This window comes from Galbibacter pacificus (assembly GCF_029603165.1).
In the GTDB taxonomy this organism is placed as follows: Bacteria; Bacteroidota; Bacteroidia; order Flavobacteriales; family Flavobacteriaceae; genus Galbibacter; species Galbibacter pacificus.
The window spans coordinates 32,465-51,733 of record NZ_JAQSVC010000005.1; the positions used below are offsets into that span (position 1 = coordinate 32,465).

Genomic DNA, 19,269 nt, shown 5'->3' on the forward strand with positions numbered 1-19,269 from the left:
AGCGGGCTCGTGAAAACGAGTCCGCTTTTTTTATTATTGGCTGTTAATTGTTAATAGATAACTATAAATATCAGATTTCAATCAACAGCATTCTTATAAATTCTTTGAAATGCTTCAAATTTAGATTATAGGCGTCCGTTTTATAATTTTGGTCATTCTTGTATTTCTTTCTGATAACCGACAACGTCCAGCACTTTGCCAAACTTAACGCCCACATTTTTAAAATGGGCACATTTAAAATAGCCCATCCTTTCAAACAAGGCTATGCTTCCGGTATTGTCTCCGGTAATTATGCCCAATAAATTTTTAATGCCTTTGCCTTTTGCTTTTTCTTCCAAGAAAGACAAGGTGTTTTTCCCGATGCCCTTTCCGCCAAAACCATCTTTTAAATATATGGTAACTTCTGCGGTGCCGTTGTATGCCTGTCGCTTTTTAAAATGTGTGGTAAAGCAATAACCGGCAAGTTCATCATCAGCATAAATTAAAAAAGAATCATACAAAGAATGATTAAAATACAAAAGTTCCTTAAGTTCTTGTATGGTTATGGGATCGGTATGGAAAGTTGCGGTAGAATTTGCAATGTACCAATCGTATATTTCCTTTACCAGTTCAAGGTCTTTTTCTTCAATGTTTTTATAATAGAGTTTCATAAAAATCAATCTACGCGTTTTACGGTAATTTTGCTCAAGCTTTTTATATGTCGCCGTCCAGTTTGTATATCGTTGGTATTAACTACAAGTAAACGGTCTTCCATTTTGGTTATGCCGGTTCCGCTTTTATGGGTAATCAAAAAAACATGCGACCCCGTGGGCGAGTTAAACAGTTCGTTCCATGAATATACTACCTTATATCCATCTGAAGCTTCAAAAATCAAATAATATTCACTTAAAATTTTTGGGCTATCTGCTTTAATAACTACCTCTTTTAAAAGATCAATTAACAAGATCCCTTTTAATTGTGTTAGTTCCTTTCTATAATCGCCCTTATGGCTGGTAATAACCAGGTCTGGGAGCGTTTGGCTATTATATTTTTCAAGGTCGGCAATCTGTATGTCAAGATTGTTTTCCACTAGGCCCACAATCTCTATGTGGTCTGTAGGGGTTATTTTTTCTTGTGCATGTACCGTTTGCAGGGAAAGTATCAGAAAAGGCAATGCGCATAAAAAGCTAAAATATTTTTGCATATGGTTGGTGTTGTTTTAATAGGTTTATTTTAAATAATCTGTAAGTTTTTTCATGGCTTTTCCGCGGTGGCTTATATTGTTTTTTTCTTTTGAAGTTAATTCGGCAAACGTTTTAGAGTAGCCGTCCGGCTGAAAAATGGGATCGTAACCAAAGCCTTTGTCTCCGCGTTTGTCATTGGTTATAATACCATCAACAATACCTTCAAACAAGTTTTTTCCTTCATGGGTATATAAAGCGATAATGGTTTTAAAGCGTGCCGACCTGTTCTCATGTGGTTTTAACTCTTCTAAAACTTTGTCCATATTGGCGTTGGTATCTTTTTGTGGCCCCGCATACCTTGCCGAATATACGCCTGGGGCATTTTCAAGTGCCTCGACTTCAAGGCCGGTGTCGTCTGCAAAACAGTTTACATTGTACGTATTGTATACATAAGCGGCCTTGATCATGGCGTTTTCTTCTATTGTTTTTCCGTATTCCTCAATAGCTTCGGTACACCCAATATCTTCAAGGCTTAAAAGCTCAATATGGTTTGGTATTATTTTTTTGACTTCTGCTAACTTATTGAGGTTGTGTGTGGCAAATACTAATTTCATTACTCGGCTTGTAAGAATTTTTGTTAATTTCTTGTTTTTTGGTCGTATCTTTATTAAACATTCCATTCCTATTAAGCAAAAACAGGACCATGCAAAAATATATATTTATAATTTCTTTCTTATGTAGTTGCTCCATAGTTTCTGCACAAAAGCAAGAGTCGGACAGCATTCAAAAAAAAGATAAAAACATAGATATTACGGTAATGCCCTTTTTAAATTTTAATAGGAATTTGGAGTTTATGTTTGGTGCCATACCCATGATGATGTACAAATTAAACAAAAACGATGAAGTCTCTCCAAAATCCATGTCAGGGCTTTCGGGCGTTTACTCCACGAATAACTCTTATTTTATTGCCTTTTTTAATAGGTTTTTCTTTGATGAAGACAAGTGGAGGGCCAAATTTTTCTTTTTCAATGGCGATTATAACTCGCAGTTTTATTTAGAAAACCAAGACGTTGTTCCCGGGTTTTACGATTATGGTACAAAAGCAACCGTAGTAAGCATTGGTGCCCAACGAAGGATTGTGCAGAACCTTTATGGCGGCGTTACTTATACATATGCCCATTACAATACGGTTTACGAAGACGATGTACAACCGCCTTCAGTGGTGGAAACCAATGGAATAGAACTAAATACACTTTACGATACCCGCGATGCCATATATTATCCCATGTCTGGCGAAAAGGTACAATTACGGTGGATTTCTTTCCCCGAATGGTTCGGAAACGATGTTGCTGCCGAAAAAATACTGGCAGAATACAACAAATACATCCCCATGAAAAATGGTAGGGACCTTATTGCGGCACGTTTTTCCGGTAAATTTGGCTTGGGCGACATTGCCTTCCAACAACAACAAACCATTGGGGGAAAAGACATTAGGGGGTATTCTCAGGGGGAATTTCGTGGCGACGGACTTATGGCCATACAAGGAGAATACCGCTATAATTTTGCCAAAAAGATGGGCTTGGTAGGTTTTGCGGGAGTTGCCACAATTTATGGTTCGGACGCCGAGGCATATAATTGGGATTTATACCCCGGTGCTGGGGTAGGCTACCGTTACCAAGCATTTAAAAAAGTAAAGTTTAATATTGGTCTGGATGCCGCAGTTGGAAAAGACGATTGGGGCATATATTTTAGAATAGGAGAAGCGTTTTGACAAAGTCAGAATAATCGAACTCAGGTTATTACCTATGATGATAAGGCTCGTTTCTCAAAATAGTAAACCCGCGATAGAGTTGCTCTACAAAAAAAAGACGTATCATTTGGTGCGAGAATGTCATTTTTGAAAGGGATAATTTACCTCTCGATTTACTGTAAACAGCACCTGAAAAACCATAAGGTCCGCCAATAACAAAAACCAGTTGTTTAACCCCGCTATTCATGTGTTTTTGTAATTCATCGGCAAAACCTTCAGAAGAGAATTGCTTGCCGTTTTCATCCAGGAGAATTAAAACATCGGTAGGCGCTATTTTCTTCAATATAAGTTCGCCCTCTTTTTCTTTTTGTTGTGTTTCCGATAGGTTTTTTACATTTTTTATATCTGGAATAATCTCAAAATTAAAGTTCACATAAAACCCAAGACGCTGTATGTACGTGTCTGTTAAGGAAATAAGGTTTCGATCGTCTGTTTTTCCAACAGCAATAAGTTTGATGTTCATAAAAACAAAAATAAACAATAAAAACACATAGGTCATAACATGCATCCTAATAAAACTTTCGCATTTGCGTACTTTATTTAGCTTCACATAAATATAAAAGCAAAATAAAATCATACAAATTCGTATCTAGAAACTAATTTTATAAATTAGCGCAAAACAATGCGATATGATATCGAAAGAGCAGTTTCAGCATGAGCTTGAACTCATTATAAAAAATGCCATCCGTGAAGACGTAGGCGATGGAGATCACAGCTCACTGGCATGCATACCGGTAGAAGCAAAGGGAAAGGCAAAATTATTGGTAAAAGACAAGGGAGTCTTAGCGGGGGTGGCGTTTGCAAAAATGGTTTTTGCATATATAGATACCCAAATAAAAGTAGAAGTATTGATAGAAGACGGAGCCTATGTAAAACCCGGTGATATCGTTTTTTATGTTGAAGGAAGCTCGCAGTCTATTTTAAAGGCAGAACGTTTGGTGCTCAATGCCATGCAGCGAATGAGTGCCATAGCTACCAAAACCCAAAGTTATGTAAAGCTGCTTGAAGGAACATTGACAAAAATACTGGACACACGAAAAACCACCCCCGGTATACGGGCACTGGAAAAGTGGGCCGTTAAAATAGGCGGCGGCGAGAACCACAGGTTTGCGCTGTATGATATGATTATGTTGAAAGACAACCATATTGATTTTGCCGGAGGTATCCCCGAAGCTATTTCCAAAACAAAACAATATTTAAAAAATACGGGCAAAGACCTAAAAATTATTGTAGAGGCCAGAAACCTGGAAGAAGTAAAAACCATTTTAAACGCTGGCGGTGTTTATAGAATATTGCTGGACAATTTTAACTACGAAGACACCAAAAAGGCCGTAGCTTTGATAAACAAGCAATGTTTAACCGAATCTTCCGGCGGCATCAACGAAAAAACAATCAGGTTGTATGCCGAATGTGGTGTAGACTACATTTCATCTGGGGCATTAACGCATTCTGTTTACAACATGGACCTAAGTTTAAAAGCAGTGTAGCATGTCGGTAGAAATTGAAGATAAATTAAATAAAATACCGATTGTAAATTACTTTGTAAAGCTGTTAAAAAAAATCAGGTTGCCCGGCTTTGAAGGCCTTTCTATTTACGATTTGCTGGAAATGTACTTTGTAGGCATCATCAAGGGGGCGTTAACTTATAGGGCAAGCGCTATTTCGTTTAGTTTTTTTATGGCACTTTTTCCCTTTTTGCTTTTTATACTTAACCTTATCCCATATGTGCCCATAGAAGGCTTTCAAAGAGATTTTATACATTTTATAGAAAGTATGCTGCCTCCGCAAACCGCCAATTTTTTCGACTCCATTATCGAGGATATCGTAGGGAAACAAAGGGGCGGGCTATTGTCGTCTGTGTTTTTCCTGTCCATTTTCTTAATGGCCAATGGAATCAATGCCATATTTGGCGGGTTCGAAACCTCATATCATGTTGTTATAACCAGAAATATAGTCAAGCAATATTTTGTTGCGGTTGGCGTGGCTTTGCTAATGGCCTTTATTTTTTTGGCAAGCGTTATCGGGTTTATTTTTTATGAAATATATATAGTTCAGTACTTAAGCGATCTGGCTGCAAAAACAAATGGAATCGATATAGAAACTGGAGACACCATAGGGGTGCAGATAGGTCGATTTTTATTTTTTATCATTATTACTTTTTTAACAACGGCACTATTGTATTATTTTGGTACTTCGGAAGGACGGCAAACAAGATTCTTTTCGCCAGGAGCCATGCTTACCACCTTTTTAATTATTGTAACTACTTATTTTTTTGGTATTTACATTGAAAATTTTTCTCAGTACAATGAAATTTACGGGTCCATTGGAGCGTTACTCATATTAATGCTTTATATTTGGATTAATTCGAATATTCTTCTTTTGGGCTTCGAGTTGAATGCTTCATTAAGGAGTTTAAGGCGAAATTTCTAACAAATAAATATTTATAAGAAGATGAAAAAGATAATACTATTTACGGGGTTGTTTTTATGTATAGGGTTTGCGTCACATGCACAATCCATATTTGGAAAATGGAAAACCATAGACGATAGTACCGGAAAAGAAAAATCCATTGTGGATATTTATGAAGAAGATGGAAAGGTATATGGCAAAGTAGTAGAAATACTCAATAAAGACCGTCAAGATGTTGTTTGCGATAAATGTGAAGGTGCCAAAAAGGACAAACCGGTTTTGGGGATGGTTATTATTGAAGGGCTTCATCAAGATGGCGATGAGTACGAAGGCGGAACCATACTCGATCCGGAAAAGGGGAAAGAATACAAATGTAAAATATGGGTAGACGAAGACAATAGCGATATTTTAAACGTAAGGGGCTATATTGCTTTTTTGTTTAGGACCCAAGAATGGCACAGGGTTAACTAATAACTACATAAAAGAAATCCAAAACCAAACAAGCAACGAACAACGAACAATCTGAAACCCAAAAAATGCATTTTATAGATGTAGTTCTACCTATTCCTATAGAAAAAGCTTTTACCTACGCGATATCCAAAAGGGAAGCTTCGTTTATCCGTGCGGGAATGAGGGTTGCTGTTCCCTTTGGCAAATCCAAGATATATACGGGACTTGTATATGCCGTTCACAATAACCCGCCCGAAGCATACAAGCCTAAAGAGATAGACCAAATACTAGACGAAGCTCCAATTGTTACCGAAAAACAATTAAAACATTGGGAATGGATTGCTTCGTATTATATGTGTACGCTGGGAGAAGTCTTTAAGGCGGCCGTTCCGTCTGCGTTTTTGTTGGAAAGCGAAACCCTTATTTTAAAGAACGATAATTTTGATGAGGTCCTTGAAGATAACTTAAAGGATGACGAATGGCTGGTTTACGAGGCACTCCAACATCAGTCCATGCTAAAGGTGCACGAAGTAAGCGGTATTGTAGACAGAAAGAATATTCTACCGGTTTTAAAAAGGCTTTTGGATAAAAATGTTATCAAGCTTAAAGAAGAAATATACGAGCAGTACAAGCCTAAAATGGTGCGTTATGTAAAACTGGCCGAACAACATGCTTCTGATGAAAACCTCAACCAATTGCTCGATACATTAAACAAAAGGGCCCACAAACAAAAAGACGTTATCATGACGCTTTTCTCGTTGGAAGCTTCCACCAAAAAGCCCATCAAGATAAAAGAGCTGGAAGAAAAAAGCGGGGCTTCGGCATCCATTATAAAAGCCCTGATCGATAAAGAGGTGTTGGTTGAATACCATCTCCAGCAGGACAGGGTGGATTTTGGAGAGATGGAAACCACGCAATTAAAAGAACTTAACCAATATCAAGCCGCAGCATTAGGCGAGATAAAAGCACATTTTAAAACCAACGATGTCGTGCTTTTGCACGGCGTTACTTCCTCCGGAAAAACAGAGGTCTACGTAAAATTGATAGAACAGGTTATAGCCAGTGGAAAACAGGTACTTTATTTATTGCCCGAAATTGCACTAACAACCCAGTTGATAAAACGCCTGCAAGATTATTTTGGCGAAAAGGTAAGCGTATACCACTCAAAATACTCTGTAAACGAAAGAGTAGAGGCATGGAACAATATTTTGCACAATAAACCCAAAGCTCAAATTGTATTGGGCGCCCGGTCGGCTGTTTTGTTGCCGTTTTCCAATTTGGGGTTGATTATTGTTGATGAAGAACACGAGATTTCCTTTAAGCAGTTCGACCCTGCACCGCGCTACCACGCCAGGGATTCGGCCATTGTTTTGGCGGGCATGCACAAAGGAAAAACATTGTTGGGGACCGCCACACCAAGTATAGAGAGTTATTACAATGCCAAGCGGGAAAAGTATGGCTTTGTTGAAATTAACAGGCGTTTTGGAGATGTATTGTTGCCCGATATCGAGCTGACCGATATAAAGGATAAACTCAAGAAAAAACGAATGAACGGTCATTTTTCCGACAGGCTTATGGACGAAATCCAGGAAGCTTTGGGAAATGGCGAACAAGTAATACTCTTTCAAAATAGAAGAGGATTTGCACCCATTTTGGAATGTAAAACCTGTGGCCACTCGCCACAATGTCCAAATTGCGATGTAAGTTTAACCTATCACCAATACCGAAACCAGCTCCGTTGCCATTACTGCGGTTATGCCATGGCGATGCAACAGGCCTGCCAGGCTTGCGGCAGTAGCGAGCTTGATACAAAAGGCTTTGGTACGGAACAGGTAGAAGCAGAGCTGAAGGAGATTTTTCCAAAGGCCAAATTGGGCAGGATGGACTCAGATACCACCAAAGGCAAATACGGTTACGAAAAAATAATAAACGCTTTCGAGCAACAGGAAATAGATATTTTGGTGGGCACGCAAATGCTTACCAAAGGCCTCGATTTTAGAAATGTGTCCTTAGTGGGCATCATGAATGCCGATACCTTGTTGAATTTCCCCGATTTTAGGGCTCATGAGCGCAGTTTCCAATTAATACAACAAGTTGCCGGACGTGCCGGGCGTACCCAAAAAAGAGGGAAGGTTATTATACAGACCTATAATCCGTTTCATCAAATATTGCAGCAGGCGTCGTTAAATAGGTATGCCGATATGTTTTCGGACCAGCTCAACGAACGGAAACAATTTAAATATCCGCCGTTTACAAGAATTATAAAAATGGTGTTTAAGCACAAAGACTACAATAAGGTAAACGAGGCAAGCGCATGGTTTGCAAAAGCCCTGCACACCGTTTTTGATGCCCATACACAAACAGACATTCTGGGGCCCGAGTTTCCCCCGGTTTCAAGAATAAGAAATGAATATTTAAAAAATATAGTAGTAAAGGTACCGTACCATCAATCTGTTGTACAGACAAAAGCGGCCATCAAAAAAATAGATAAAAGCTTTCAGGCCATTGCAGCCTATAGGAGTGTTAGGGTAATTTATAATGTAGACGCCTATTAACGTCTTGAACTATGAATTGTTTAATGCTTCAGATAGTTCTTGTTTTTTGTTTCGGCTGAGCGGAATTTGCTTTCCGTTTACCTCTACGTTTTTGCTGTTAAATTTTTCTACCTTGTCCAGGTTTACAATGTACGATTTATGGATCCTTAAAAAGCGGTCCTCCGGCAGTTCGTTTTCAAAGGCCTTCATGGTAGAAAGAATAACAATGTTTGCCTCATCTGTAACCAGTTTAATATAATCGCCAAGAGCTTCCACCCAATTGATTTCATTTAAAAAAACCTTTCTTTTCTTAAGATTGCTTTTTACAAAAATATGATCGTCGTCTTCTTTGGAGGCCACTTTTAGTTTAAAGTTTTCCTGAGCCCTTTTAACAGAAGCCTCAAAGCGTTCCTGGGTTATTGGTTTATGAAGGTAATCGGTAACATCATAATCAAATGCCTTTAGTGCATATTGCGCACTTCCGGTGATTAGGATTACTTGCGGAGGCTCGTTAAGGGCTTCCAAGAGGTCAAAGCCATTGACTACAGGCATTTCGATGTCTAAAAAGATAAGGTCGATCTTTTGTTTCTTCAGGCCATTTCTTGCTTCAATGGCATTGCTGTACTCTGCCACAAGGTTGAGCATGGGGTGGTTCTTGATTAATCTGGCAACAGACATACGCTGAATGCTCGAGTCGTCTACGATAATACAATTCATTCTCATATTTCTATCAGCTAAGTGGTTGGATGTTTGAACACAACAATTTTAGTGAAAAAACAAAGGTGAAACAAAGAAAATGTTGTGAAATAGGGAAAATATGTGGGTAAGAGGGGAATTTTCTCCTTGTTTCATCGAAATATTCATGTCGCACTTTGTTATTATAATAATTAATTTTACTTTTGCACCCTTAAATTTAATAATATTTATTCAGATTATGAATCATTACGAAACTGTTTTCATTCTTAATCCCGTTTTATCTGAGACCCAGATAAAGGAAACAGTTAAGAAGTTTGAAGATTTCTTAACCTCAAAAGGGGCAGAATTTGTATCGAAAGAAGATTGGGGGCTTAAAAAGTTAGCCTACGCGATCCAGAACAAAAAAAGTGGTTTTTACCATCTTTTTGAATTTAAAGTTGCCGGAGAAGCAATTGAGCCATTCGAATTAGAATTTAGACGCGACGAGCGCATTATGCGTTACCTAACTGTTAAGTTGGATAAGCACGCAATCGCTTGGGCAGAGAAAAGAAGAAAAAAACTTAACGAAAAAGCTTAATCATTATGTCATCTATAGAGCAACAAGCAAAAGGAAAGAAAGACGGGGAGATTAGATATCTTACCCCATTGAACATAGAGACCAATAAGACAAAAAAATATTGTCGTTTCAAAAAGTCGGGCATCAAATATATTGATTATAAAGATCCGGACTTTTTATTGAAATTGGTTAATGAACAAGGTAAAATTTTACCAAGAAGGTTAACCGGGACTTCATTAAAGTACCAAAGAAAAGTTTCTGTAGCCATTAAAAGGGCTCGTCACTTAGCTTTAATGCCTTATGTAGCAGATTTATTAAAATAAAAGCAAGGTAACCATGGAATTAATATTAAAGAAAGACGTAGAAAATTTAGGTTTTAAAGACGATGTGGTAACTGTAAAAAACGGTTACGGACGTAACTTTTTAATACCGCAAGGTCAAGCAATTCTGGCTACCGCTTCTGCTAAAAAAGTATTGGCTGAGAATTTAAAGCAAAGAGCTTTTAAAGAGAAAAAGATTGTTGACGATGCTCAAAAAATAGCAGACCAATTAAAAGGATTGGAATTAAAAATTACTGCTAAGGCCGGTACCGGAAACAAATTATTTGGTTCTGTAACCAATGCAGACCTTTCTGAAGCCATTCAAAAAGAAGGAAACATAGCCATAGAAAAGAAATACATCAGTATTTTAGGTGGTAACGTAAAAGTTGCCGGCCCTTATGAAGCAACTATAAGGCTTCACAGGGAAGTAATAGTTAATTTCCCTTTTGAAGTAATTGCAGAAGCTAAGTAATTAACAATTCAGCATAACATAAAAGAGGTTGGTAAAAATTTAATTTTATCAGCCTCTTTTTTATTTTTGCAAACACAAAACCTTAAACAAAACAGCAGATAGGTGAAGTATAGAAGACTTACAAAAGAGCAGTTGGAAGAAATGCACCCAGAATTTATTAATTTTTTGGCTACACAATCTATTACCGCCAATGAGTGGGATGATATAAAAAAGAACAAACCCCAAGTAGCCGAAGAAGAAATAGATGTGTTTAGCGATTTAATCTGGGAAGGAGTTTTAGGGAAAGTACATTATATTGAAAATATCTCTGCTACCGAAATGCACCTTTTTTACCTTGGAAATAAAGAAATGAAGCTTATCGCCATTAGAATACACCAGCCAGGCGTGGACCTAACAACAAAACAGGGCTTTGCGTGGTTTAAAAGTAACTTTTTAAAAGATGGGGTAGAAATAATGACCGCAAACAAAGCGTATTCTGAAGATGTGAATAAAGATAAGTTCGAGCTTATTGAAAAAGGCGGGGTAATTACCAAAGGCGAGCTTTACAGATATTTTGATGATATTATTGATGAATAGCTTTAAGAGTTGAGAGTTGAGAGTTGAGAGTTCAGCGTTGATAATAAAATTGCACACAACACCATAACACCATAACAACATAGCATCATAACAGCATAACAGCATAACAGCATAACAACATAACAACATAACAACATAGAAACATAACATCCAAAAAAAATAATGGCACAAAAACCAAGCATAGCTAAAGGAACAAGGGATTTTACCCCTGAGGAAGTTACCAAGCGTAACTATATTGTAAATACCATTAAGAAATATTTCGAGGTATTTGGCTTCCTTCCTATTGAAACGCCGAGTTTTGAAAACTCTGAAACGTTGATGGGGAAATATGGCGATGAAGGCGACCGCTTGATTTTTAAAATTTTGAATTCGGGTGATTTCCTTTCTAAAGTGAACGATGAACTTTTTGCAAAAAAAGATGCCAATATCTTGACCCCTAAAATCTCCGAAAAAGCCTTGCGCTACGATCTTACCGTTCCCTTTGCCCGCTATGTGGTAATGCACCAAAACGAAATAGATTTGCCGTTTAAGCGTTATCAAATACAACCGGTTTGGCGCGCAGACCGCCCCCAAAAGGGACGTTTTAGGGAATTTTATCAATGCGATGCCGATGTGGTTGGTTCCACATCACTTTGGCAGGAAGTGGAGTTTGTGCAATTGTATGATACCGTCTTCAATTCACTTGGCCTTAAAAATGTTACCATTAAGATAAACAACCGAAAAATCCTTTCCGGGATTGCCGAGGTTATAGGTGCCAAAGACAAACTGATAGATTTTACCGTTGCCTTGGACAAACTCGATAAAATTGGAGAAGATGGCGTTAAAAAAGAAATGCTGGAAAAGGGCATAAGCAAAGAAGCTATTGAAAAAGTACAGCCTTTATTTGCTTTTGATGGTGCGAATGCTGAAAAGTTAAAAAGTCTAAAATCACTATTATCAAAATCTGATGAAGGCACGAAAGGGGTTGAAGAATTGGAATTTATTCTCCATGCCATTGATGCAATTGGCTTGAAAGGGGCTGTTTTGGAACTCGATGTTACTTTGGCACGCGGACTTAACTATTACACCGGAGCTATTTTTGAGGTTGCTGCACCAGCCGAGGTAAAAATGGGCTCCATTGGCGGTGGTGGCCGTTACGACGACCTTACGGGAATTTTCGGACTCAAAGATGTAAGTGGTGTCGGCATTTCCTTCGGGCTGGACAGGATATATCTTGTATTGGAAGAACTCGGGCTGTTTCCCGGTTCTGTAAGTGAAAATACAAAAGTCCTCTTCTTAAATTTTGGCGATAAAGAAGCTCTTTATTGCCTAAAAGCCATTACAAAACTTCGTGAAGCAGGAATTAAGGCCGAACTGTATCCAGACAATGCCAAGATGAAAAAACAAATGACCTATGCCAATAAACGCAATGTCCCTTATGTGGTTTTGGCAGGCTCAAAAGAAATAGACGAGGCTACATTTACTTTAAAGAGCATGAACTCGGGAACTCAGGACACTGTTTCTTTTCAAAAATTATTGGAAGCCGTGCAGCATTGATTTCTCATGATTTTTTAGTTGCAACAGGCATTTCATCTAAACTTTCATTGGTATCATAAAACGTTTTAGTATTATTTCTTTTGAAAATTAAATAAAAAAAGTACTTTTAACTCTTATTAATCATTAACCGCAAGACAAGATGTTGAAGTACATATGCCCAAGATATACCGGCTTTCTATTAATAACAGGAATTCTTTTACTTTCCGGATGTAAAAAAAGTTCAGAAAAAAAGGCTTCAGAAGATAAACGGCCAAATATCGTAATTGTCATGGCAGACGATATGGGTTTTTCTGATGCAGGTTGCTATGGCGGGGAGATACATACTCCAAATTTGGATAAACTTGCCGAAAACGGACTTCGGTTTAACGCTTTTTACAATACGTCGCGCTGTTGCCCTTCAAGGGCATCCTTGCTTACAGGTTTGTATTCGCACCAAGCTGGAATAGGGCGCATGACGATGGATCAGGGCCAGCCGGGCTACAAAGGTTATCTGGGCGACAATACCGTAACAATTGCCGAGGTATTAAAAAAAGTTGGCTACCAAACGGGAATGGTAGGGAAGTGGCATGTGTCTCAAACAAACGAACTTAAAAGCGAAAAGCAGTTAAAATGGCTGGCGCACCAAGAAAATTACGGTGCCTTTTCTGATACGGCAACCTACCCAACGCATAGGGGGTTTGATAAATATTATGGGAATATATGGGGCGTGGTAGATTATTTCGATCCGTTTAGCTTGGTAAACGGGGACAAACAGGTTATGGATGTCCCAAAAGATTATTACCATACCAATGCCATCGGGGATTCCTCGGTAGCCTATGTAAAGCAATTTTCCAAGCAAAAAGAACCATTCTTTTTGTATGTGGCACATTGTGCGCCGCATTGGCCCATACAAGCACCAGAAGATGTTATTGCCAAATACGACAGTGTATATACCAAAGGCTGGAGGGCCATTAGGCAAGCCCGTTACAAGCGGTTAATAGAAAAAGGCGTGCTTAAAAGCAATGTGGCATTGTCCAATTTTATGTTTCCCGAGAAAAAATGGAACGAAAACCAAGACAAAGTTTGGGATGCCAAAGCCATGGCAGTGCATGCAGCCATGGTAGACATACTCGATAAAAACATAGGGAAATTGGTAGACCAATTGGAAGCTGAAGGAGAGTTGGACAATACAGTTATATTTTTTCTGTCAGATAATGGAGCAAGTTCAGAAAGGCCATCAAAATACGGTCCGGGATTCGACCGAGCTGGAAGTACACGAGACGGAAGAACGGTTATTTTTCCCGTAGAAAAAGATTCGTTGCCCGGTTCGCAAACCGTGCTTGCAGGCATAGGCCCAGTATGGGCAAATGTGGCCAATACGCCTTTTCGTTATTGGAAAGCCCAAGAATACGAAGGTGGAATTACAACTCCTTTTATCGTGCATTGGCCCAAAGGGATCAAAGAAAAAGGCGCGGTAAGGGAGCAACCGGCCCATGTGGTAGATTTAATGGCCACATGTATTGATCTGGCAGGTGCCACATACCCAAAAAGTTTTAAGGAGCACGGAATAACCCCAACCGAAGGAAATTCCATTCTCCCCATTATTACAGAAAATACTGCGGTAGATAGCACAAAAGTTTATTTTTGGGAGCATTTTGGCGGTGCTGCCTTAAGAAAAGGGAGCTATAAACTGGTAAGGCACCACAACGATACCCCTTGGGAGTTGTATAACCTTACCAAAGACAGGACAGAAACCACCAATATTGCCCAACAGTTTCCCGGTATAGTGAAGGAAATGGAAGAAATATGGAATCAAAGAGCTAAAGAACTCAAGGTTTTTCCTGCTCCTTGATTCCATAGTTATAAGTAAATAAGCATTTACACCTTTTCTATTGATGCTTGGTGGCCGCCACTAAATTGATAAATTCAATTTCGGGTTTTTCGTCAAGACCAAGGGTGTCCCTTTCTTTTTGAAACCGTACAAAAGAAGCGGTATTTAAAACATCTTTTTGTATATCTTCATTTTTATACAGAGAATGGTGCACAAAGGTAATTCCATCTTGTTTGGTAAATACATTATATTGAAACAAGGAAGTGTTTAACTGCTCAAAATCGGTTATAAACTTTTGTATGTTGGTTTTATTCCGACCTACAAAATCCTTTTTTACTTTGTAAGTAACGATTACTGAAATCATAAGTTTTTTTTAAAAGATTCATAAGATTTTAAATCTCTTCACAAGAAAAACCCAATATGTTAAGTGTATTGGCTATATTATAGGCTTTTACTTGAAGAGATTCGACCCGGAGGATGTTATCGCAGTCCTCTAGGTCGAAACTCCACTGTTCGTTTTGATGCATCAATTGGTTTAATGGATTTTGCAACCTTTTGATGTCTTTTTGATTGTTTACACTGGTTTTAAAAACGAATACATTCATTTTTAGCTTTTTTATTTATCGCGCTCCCAGAAAAAAGGAGGCTCAATGTTTAAACTTCTTAAATATACAAACCCTTGACCCCGGTGATGAATTTCATTATCAATAAAATAGAAGATAGAAGATTGTACCGTTCCTTCGTATTGTCCAAAGGATTTAATGGCTTTATGGAAATCTTCTTCTTTAATTTTAGGAAAGTATTCGTTGAGTTCTCCGGTGGTTTTATCCCACAGTTCTAAAATTACCTTTTTACTGTTTTTATGGTCAACATGCTCTTTAAATTCTTCTGTTTTCCCAGTTACTATTTCTTTAATCCCGGGCGAGGCTATGGCCAGAAGTTCCATGACCATTTCGGCAAAGGTGCGCATTCCACCAATACTGTAGGTAAAGAATTCCTTTTCGGGAAACGCTTCAATGGTACGTCTGGTAAGGTCTCTGTGCCCTTGCCAATGAGCAAATAATTCTTCAGGGGTCATAACTGTTGCGCTTTTTGCGGTTGATGTGTTTGAATTTTCCATGATTTAAATTTTTTACTGATTATTATTTCTTGATACCAAAGTTAAAAGCGGTGTATGACAGCCCTATGTCAGTAGAAAAAAAATTTTTTTAAAAAAGATTAAAATAATAACATACTTCTATTTTTTTTATATGTAAATCCTTCAAAATAAATTCATTAAACATAAACCCTGTTGACATAAGGTTGTCATGAACCTGCCTTTACTTTGTAGAACACAAAAAAATTGAACCGATGAAAATAGGGGTGCTAAAAATTTTATTATTAAAAAAGTAATGTCTTTTCAGCAAACATACTTTTTCTGGAAGTCTTATCTTTGGGATATATGTCAAACCATTATGAGTGATGATACCATAAAACGTTTCGACCGGATCGTTACTATTCTTATACAGCTTCAGTCCAAAAAAATAGTAAAGGCACAGGATCTGGCCGATCGTTTTCAAGTAAGTTTAAGGACCATTTATAGGGATATAAGAACGCTCGAAGCATCGGGGGTGCCCATTGTAAGCGAAGCAGGGGTAGGGTATAGTATAATGGAAGGTTATCGGCTTCCTCCGGTAATGTTCACCAAAGAAGAGGCAGGCAGTTTTATTGCGGCCGAAAAGTTGATGCAGCACTACACCGATGAATCCCTGGGCGCATATTTTGAAGCGGCCATGTATAAAATAAGGTCGGTTTTACGAGGGCATGAAAAAGATTGGATAAGTGCCATAGAATCTCAAATTGCCATAAGGCCGGCACAAGATTTGTTTAATAAAAATATTCCCAATGCACTGGAAATTATATTTGAAAGTATTGCCGAAAAGAAGCAGATATTTTTAAAATACGAAGCCCTTCATGCCGATGCACATACCGATAGATTGATAGAACCCGTAGGCCTTTTTCATGAAAATAATTTTTGGTACATTATGGCCTATTGCCACCTCCGTAAAGATTACAGGCAATTCCGTACGGACCGGATGGTACAGATTAAACGCACGCAAACCCCCTTTGTGTTGGAGCATGGTGCTTTGGAAGACCACCGTAAAAAAGAAACAGAAACAGCCAAAACCAAGGTGGTAATACGCATAGAAAAGCAAATAGCCAAATACATAAAATACAATTGCAAGTATTATGGTTTTGTAGAGGAAAAAATAGAGGGGAACGAAGTAGAAATGACTTTTATGACGACCGATGTCATGAACGGTTTTGCCCGTTGGTACTTAATGTTTGCCGATTATGCCACCATATTGCAACCCGAAAGTTTAAAAACCCGGTTGAAGGAAATTATAAAGGAGGCTTCAGAGAGGCTGTAAATTATAAGTTAATTGTTTTTTTATGCATAATTTTTGTACCTTCAATTTAAATTTAAAACCATTGAAAAAGATACTTTTATACGGTTTAGTGCTATGTAGCATGATGCTAAAGGCACAAAGCACAGACAACATGGAAAATAAAACAATTTATCAGTTTACGGTTGAAGATATTAATGGCGGGACTTTTTCTTTTGAAGATTTAAAAGGGAAGAAAATAATGATTGTCAACACGGCAAGCGAATGCGGATTAACACCTCAATACGAACAATTGCAAGAACTTTATGATGCATATAAAAACAGCAACTTTGTTATTGTAGGTTTTCCGGCCAATAATTTTGCGGGCCAAGAACCGGGAAATAACGAGCAGATTGCTAAATTTTGCCAAGCCAATTACGGGGTTACTTTTCCTATGATGGGCAAAATATCGGTAAAAGGGGAAGATATGCACCCCGTGTATCATTTTTTAACCGAAAAAAGTAAAAACGGGGTCGAAGATTCTGAAGTAGCTTGGAATTTTCAAAAATACCTCATTGACCAAAACGGCCACGTGGCCAAGGTAATTTCGCCGAAAACTTTACCAACAGACGAAAGTATCATAGATTGGATCGAGCAATAGTGCGGTATTGAATATTTTCAAGCACCATATACTCCATTTTATTACTCTAAATACCTAGTTTTGCCAACGAACGGTTTAAGCTTCGTACCGTTATGCCCAAATAATTGGCAATATCTTGCTTGGATATCTGTTCTATAAGAGCCGGATATTGTTTTTGTAGCCTTAACAAGTTGTCTTCAAGGGTATGCGATTGATTGTAAGCATGGCGGATAGCAGTATAATTTAGCTTTTTTGCCAGCGCTTTTAAAATTAGCTTGTTAAAAGTTGGATCTTTTTCCAAAAGCGTGTTAAAATACTGCGCTTCTATTTTATAGGCCTGTACTGGAGTTATGGCTTCGATGCAACAAAAGCTTAAATCGCCGTTAATGGCTTCAAGTTCTCCAAATATTTCGCCTTCGCTAAAAAATTCCTGTATAAAATCGTTTCCATTGTCTTCGGTGAGGTAGCATTTGGCCATTCCAGATTTTATAATGTGCACATAAAAAACTTTTTTGCGTTGATCCAGTATTATTTCAGTGGGGCTATAAAGTACCTCAAGCAATTTATTATCGGTTTTGTGGATAAGCACTTTTGTTATGTACTGAAGTAAATCGGCGTTTTTTCGTATCATTTTTATCACATCGGACAAATGTCCTTTTCAGTTTAACGAGCTTGTTATTTCTTTGTGCCCATAATGAAAGACAAAGATATTTAAAATTAAAATGGGTCAAATAAGAAATATAATTGTGCATTATAAAACCCATCCGGTATATAATTTAAAATTTGGAATGGTGTGTTTTAGCTCGTTGTTGTTTTCGGCAAGCTACAACATGCTTATTCCAGAGCTTCCGGCATATTTAAGTTCGCTTGGCGGTTCGCAGTACATTGGGCTTATTATTGCCCTGTTCACTTTTACCGCCGGTATGTGCCGCCCTTTTAGCGGGAGGATTACCGATACCGTGGGCCGGGTACCCGTGATGATCTTTGGTGCTTTGGTATGTGTACTCTGTGGAGTATTGTACCCCATGCTTCACTCGGTTTTTGGTTTATTGTTCTTAAGGCTGCTCCATGGGTTTTCTACAGGATTTAAGCCAACGGCAACTTCTGCATATGTGGCCGATATTACACCGCAACGCTCCTGGGGCGAGGCCATTGGTATGCAAAGTCTGTTTTATAGCACAGGAATGGCGGTCGGGCCTGCATTTGGAAGTTATATTAAAATGTATTACTCTTTTGATACGCTTTTTTACCTTTCTTCGGTATGTGCTTTTTTATCCATGTTGATTATAGTGAACATGAAAGAAACGCTTGAACCAAAAAGAAAATTCAGTTGGTCGCTCTTAAAAATTTCCAGGCGGGACATCATTGCTGTAGAAGTATTTCCGGCAGCTATCCTCACCTTTTTGTGTTACATTTCATATGGAATTATTTTAACATTAATTCCCGACTGGACCACGCACCTTGATATACAAAATAAAGGGATGTTCTTTATTGTTTTTACCGTTTCATCTTTGTTGGTGCGTTTTATTGCGGGAAAAGCTTCTGATAAATATGGAAGAACCAGTTTAATCTTTATCGGCTTAATCGTGCTGGCCATTGCAGTTGTTGTCATTGGAGTAGCATCTTCGTTTATTGTATTTGTTGTTGGAGGAGTTTTATACGGTATAGGCATGGGCGTTCTATCGCCATCGTTAAATGCATGGACTATCGATATGAGCAAGCGGGAAGCGCGTGGAAAAGCCATGGCAACCATGTATATCGCCCTGGAAGCGGGAATTGGTATTGGGGCCTTGCTTTCGGGTTGGTACTACCAAAATAGCATCATCAGGATTTCGCAAACATTTTTATTGTCTTCCGTGGTGGTTTTGATCGGCTTGGTATACTTGTTTCTTTTTTTAAGAAGAAAGCAATAAACCCGTCTTGATTTTTTA

The 19,269-nt window shown here is 38.2% G+C and carries 23 protein-coding genes; 14 read left to right on the forward strand and 9 right to left on the reverse strand.

Annotation, left to right across the window (positions count from 1 at the left end; genetic code table 11):
• Positions 1–152: 152 nt before the first annotated feature.
• From PSF86_RS13495 to PSF86_RS13505, 3 genes are read right to left on the reverse strand one after another with little or no spacing between them, the layout of a single operon-like run.
• Positions 153–650 carry a GNAT family N-acetyltransferase gene (locus PSF86_RS13495; protein ID WP_277900622.1) on the reverse strand — a complete coding sequence of 166 codons (498 nt, stop codon included), beginning with the start codon at positions 648–650 and terminating at the stop codon, positions 153–155.
• 5 nt (positions 651–655) lie between these two features.
• Complete coding sequence (locus PSF86_RS13500; protein ID WP_277900623.1) at positions 656–1,183, reverse strand: molybdopterin-binding protein; 528 nt, start codon at positions 1,181–1,183, stop codon at positions 656–658.
• 24 nt (positions 1,184–1,207) lie between these two features.
• Positions 1,208–1,777, reverse strand: a complete 570-nt coding sequence (locus tag PSF86_RS13505) for a non-canonical purine NTP diphosphatase (RefSeq protein ID WP_277900624.1) — start codon at positions 1,775–1,777, stop codon at positions 1,208–1,210.
• A gap of 89 nt (positions 1,778–1,866) precedes the next feature.
• Here PSF86_RS13505 and PSF86_RS13510 point away from each other — a divergent pair, with 89 nt between their 5' ends.
• On the forward strand, positions 1,867–2,934 hold the full coding sequence (locus PSF86_RS13510) for a BamA/TamA family outer membrane protein (protein ID WP_277900625.1): 1,068 nt from the start codon (positions 1,867–1,869) through the stop codon (positions 2,932–2,934).
• Positions 2,935–2,962: 28 nt separating this feature from the next.
• Here the strand turns inward: PSF86_RS13510 and rlmH are convergent, their stop codons facing one another.
• Entirely contained in the window at positions 2,963–3,436 is a 474-nt protein-coding gene (gene rlmH / locus PSF86_RS13515; RefSeq protein WP_277900626.1) for a 23S rRNA (pseudouridine(1915)-N(3))-methyltransferase RlmH, read from the reverse strand.
• A 166-nt stretch (positions 3,437–3,602) separates the two neighbouring features.
• Here rlmH and nadC point away from each other — a divergent pair, with 166 nt between their 5' ends.
• The 4 genes from nadC (at position 3,603) to priA (ending at position 8,387) form a co-directional block, all read left to right on the forward strand.
• Complete coding sequence (nadC, locus tag PSF86_RS13520) at positions 3,603–4,460, forward strand: carboxylating nicotinate-nucleotide diphosphorylase (protein ID WP_277900627.1); 858 nt, start codon at positions 3,603–3,605, stop codon at positions 4,458–4,460.
• Position 4,461: 1 nt separating this feature from the next.
• Entirely contained in the window at positions 4,462–5,403 is a 942-nt protein-coding gene (locus tag PSF86_RS13525) for a YihY/virulence factor BrkB family protein (protein ID WP_277900628.1), read from the forward strand.
• A 21-nt stretch (positions 5,404–5,424) separates the two neighbouring features.
• Positions 5,425–5,853 carry a DUF2147 domain-containing protein gene (locus PSF86_RS13530; RefSeq protein WP_277900629.1) on the forward strand — a complete coding sequence of 143 codons (429 nt, stop codon included), beginning with the start codon at positions 5,425–5,427 and terminating at the stop codon, positions 5,851–5,853.
• Positions 5,854–5,918: 65 nt separating this feature from the next.
• Complete coding sequence (gene priA / locus PSF86_RS13535; RefSeq protein ID WP_277900630.1) at positions 5,919–8,387, forward strand: replication restart helicase PriA; 2,469 nt, start codon at positions 5,919–5,921, stop codon at positions 8,385–8,387.
• Positions 8,388–8,396: 9 nt separating this feature from the next.
• Here the strand turns inward: priA and PSF86_RS13540 are convergent, their stop codons facing one another.
• Positions 8,397–9,089, reverse strand: coding sequence for a LytR/AlgR family response regulator transcription factor (locus PSF86_RS13540; RefSeq protein ID WP_277900631.1), 693 nt, complete (start codon positions 9,087–9,089; stop codon positions 8,397–8,399).
• Positions 9,090–9,300: 211 nt separating this feature from the next.
• On the opposite strand from PSF86_RS13540, the gene rpsF reads away from it, so the two are divergent.
• The 6 genes from rpsF to PSF86_RS13570 all read left to right on the forward strand — a co-directional run bounded on the left by rpsF (position 9,301) and on the right by PSF86_RS13570 (position 14,353).
• Positions 9,301–9,639 (forward strand): 30S ribosomal protein S6, encoded by a 339-nt coding sequence (gene rpsF, locus PSF86_RS13545; RefSeq protein WP_277900632.1) that lies wholly within the window; start codon positions 9,301–9,303, stop codon positions 9,637–9,639.
• A 5-nt stretch (positions 9,640–9,644) separates the two neighbouring features.
• Complete coding sequence (rpsR, locus tag PSF86_RS13550) at positions 9,645–9,941, forward strand: 30S ribosomal protein S18 (RefSeq protein WP_202027488.1); 297 nt, start codon at positions 9,645–9,647, stop codon at positions 9,939–9,941.
• A 13-nt stretch (positions 9,942–9,954) separates the two neighbouring features.
• A complete protein-coding gene (gene rplI / locus PSF86_RS13555) occupies positions 9,955–10,410 on the forward strand; it encodes a 50S ribosomal protein L9 (protein WP_277900633.1) in 456 nt (151 codons plus the stop codon).
• A gap of 102 nt (positions 10,411–10,512) precedes the next feature.
• On the forward strand, positions 10,513–10,986 hold the full coding sequence (locus PSF86_RS13560; RefSeq protein ID WP_277900634.1) for a DUF6495 family protein: 474 nt from the start codon (positions 10,513–10,515) through the stop codon (positions 10,984–10,986).
• A 162-nt stretch (positions 10,987–11,148) separates the two neighbouring features.
• The gene (gene hisS, locus PSF86_RS13565) at positions 11,149–12,522 is read left to right on the forward strand and encodes a histidine--tRNA ligase (RefSeq protein ID WP_277900635.1); all 1,374 of its coding nucleotides are present in this window, start codon (positions 11,149–11,151) and stop codon (positions 12,520–12,522) included.
• 139 nt (positions 12,523–12,661) lie between these two features.
• Positions 12,662–14,353, forward strand: a complete 1,692-nt coding sequence (locus tag PSF86_RS13570) for an arylsulfatase (protein ID WP_277900636.1) — start codon at positions 12,662–12,664, stop codon at positions 14,351–14,353.
• Positions 14,354–14,390: 37 nt separating this feature from the next.
• On the opposite strand, the gene PSF86_RS13575 is transcribed toward PSF86_RS13570, so the two are convergent.
• From PSF86_RS13575 to PSF86_RS13585, 3 genes are read right to left on the reverse strand one after another with little or no spacing between them, the layout of a single operon-like run.
• Positions 14,391–14,696: a hypothetical protein gene (locus tag PSF86_RS13575; protein WP_277900637.1), complete on the reverse strand. Its 306-nt coding sequence runs from the start codon at positions 14,694–14,696 to the stop codon at positions 14,391–14,393.
• Between the two features lie 28 nt (positions 14,697–14,724).
• Positions 14,725–14,937 carry a hypothetical protein gene (locus tag PSF86_RS13580; RefSeq protein WP_277900638.1) on the reverse strand — a complete coding sequence of 71 codons (213 nt, stop codon included), beginning with the start codon at positions 14,935–14,937 and terminating at the stop codon, positions 14,725–14,727.
• Between the two features lie 11 nt (positions 14,938–14,948).
• Positions 14,949–15,452, reverse strand: coding sequence for a DinB family protein (locus PSF86_RS13585; protein ID WP_277900639.1), 504 nt, complete (start codon positions 15,450–15,452; stop codon positions 14,949–14,951).
• Positions 15,453–15,786: 334 nt separating this feature from the next.
• Here PSF86_RS13585 and PSF86_RS13590 point away from each other — a divergent pair, with 334 nt between their 5' ends.
• On the forward strand, positions 15,787–16,743 hold the full coding sequence (locus PSF86_RS13590; RefSeq protein ID WP_277900640.1) for a helix-turn-helix transcriptional regulator: 957 nt from the start codon (positions 15,787–15,789) through the stop codon (positions 16,741–16,743).
• Positions 16,744–16,846: 103 nt separating this feature from the next.
• Positions 16,847–17,359, forward strand: a complete 513-nt coding sequence (locus PSF86_RS13595) for a glutathione peroxidase (RefSeq protein ID WP_277900881.1) — start codon at positions 16,847–16,849, stop codon at positions 17,357–17,359.
• A gap of 46 nt (positions 17,360–17,405) precedes the next feature.
• On the opposite strand, the gene PSF86_RS13600 is transcribed toward PSF86_RS13595, so the two are convergent.
• Positions 17,406–17,969, reverse strand: a complete 564-nt coding sequence (locus PSF86_RS13600) for a Crp/Fnr family transcriptional regulator (protein ID WP_277900641.1) — start codon at positions 17,967–17,969, stop codon at positions 17,406–17,408.
• Positions 17,970–18,060: 91 nt separating this feature from the next.
• On the opposite strand from PSF86_RS13600, the gene PSF86_RS13605 reads away from it, so the two are divergent.
• The gene (locus PSF86_RS13605) at positions 18,061–19,251 is read left to right on the forward strand and encodes an MFS transporter (RefSeq protein ID WP_277900642.1); all 1,191 of its coding nucleotides are present in this window, start codon (positions 18,061–18,063) and stop codon (positions 19,249–19,251) included.
• Positions 19,252–19,269: the final 18 nt, after the last annotated feature.

Excerpts from the sequence above, each read along its gene's own strand:
- PSF86_RS13495 (WP_277900622.1), bottom strand. The coding sequence starts at position 650 with ATGAAACTCTATTATAAAAACATTGAAGAAAAAGACCTTGAACTGGTA.
- PSF86_RS13500 (WP_277900623.1), bottom strand. The coding sequence starts at position 1,183 with ATGCAAAAATATTTTAGCTTTTTATGCGCATTGCCTTTTCTGATACTT.
- PSF86_RS13505 (WP_277900624.1), bottom strand. The coding sequence starts at position 1,777 with ATGAAATTAGTATTTGCCACACACAACCTCAATAAGTTAGCAGAAGTC.
- PSF86_RS13510 (WP_277900625.1), top strand. The coding sequence starts at position 1,867 with ATGCAAAAATATATATTTATAATTTCTTTCTTATGTAGTTGCTCCATA.
- rlmH (WP_277900626.1), bottom strand. The coding sequence starts at position 3,436 with ATGAACATCAAACTTATTGCTGTTGGAAAAACAGACGATCGAAACCTT.
- nadC (WP_277900627.1), top strand. The coding sequence starts at position 3,603 with ATGATATCGAAAGAGCAGTTTCAGCATGAGCTTGAACTCATTATAAAA.
- PSF86_RS13525 (WP_277900628.1), top strand. The coding sequence starts at position 4,462 with ATGTCGGTAGAAATTGAAGATAAATTAAATAAAATACCGATTGTAAAT.
- PSF86_RS13530 (WP_277900629.1), top strand. The coding sequence starts at position 5,425 with ATGAAAAAGATAATACTATTTACGGGGTTGTTTTTATGTATAGGGTTT.
- priA (WP_277900630.1), top strand. The coding sequence starts at position 5,919 with ATGCATTTTATAGATGTAGTTCTACCTATTCCTATAGAAAAAGCTTTT.
- PSF86_RS13540 (WP_277900631.1), bottom strand. The coding sequence starts at position 9,089 with ATGAGAATGAATTGTATTATCGTAGACGACTCGAGCATTCAGCGTATG.
- rpsF (WP_277900632.1), top strand. The coding sequence starts at position 9,301 with ATGAATCATTACGAAACTGTTTTCATTCTTAATCCCGTTTTATCTGAG.
- rpsR (WP_202027488.1), top strand. The coding sequence starts at position 9,645 with ATGTCATCTATAGAGCAACAAGCAAAAGGAAAGAAAGACGGGGAGATT.
- rplI (WP_277900633.1), top strand. The coding sequence starts at position 9,955 with ATGGAATTAATATTAAAGAAAGACGTAGAAAATTTAGGTTTTAAAGAC.
- hisS (WP_277900635.1), top strand. The coding sequence starts at position 11,149 with ATGGCACAAAAACCAAGCATAGCTAAAGGAACAAGGGATTTTACCCCT.
- PSF86_RS13570 (WP_277900636.1), top strand. The coding sequence starts at position 12,662 with ATGTTGAAGTACATATGCCCAAGATATACCGGCTTTCTATTAATAACA.
- PSF86_RS13575 (WP_277900637.1), bottom strand. The coding sequence starts at position 14,696 with ATGATTTCAGTAATCGTTACTTACAAAGTAAAAAAGGATTTTGTAGGT.
- PSF86_RS13580 (WP_277900638.1), bottom strand. The coding sequence starts at position 14,937 with ATGAATGTATTCGTTTTTAAAACCAGTGTAAACAATCAAAAAGACATC.
- PSF86_RS13585 (WP_277900639.1), bottom strand. The coding sequence starts at position 15,452 with ATGGAAAATTCAAACACATCAACCGCAAAAAGCGCAACAGTTATGACC.
- PSF86_RS13590 (WP_277900640.1), top strand. The coding sequence starts at position 15,787 with ATGAGTGATGATACCATAAAACGTTTCGACCGGATCGTTACTATTCTT.
- PSF86_RS13595 (WP_277900881.1), top strand. The coding sequence starts at position 16,847 with ATGCTAAAGGCACAAAGCACAGACAACATGGAAAATAAAACAATTTAT.
- PSF86_RS13600 (WP_277900641.1), bottom strand. The coding sequence starts at position 17,969 with ATGATACGAAAAAACGCCGATTTACTTCAGTACATAACAAAAGTGCTT.
- PSF86_RS13605 (WP_277900642.1), top strand. The coding sequence starts at position 18,061 with ATGGGTCAAATAAGAAATATAATTGTGCATTATAAAACCCATCCGGTA.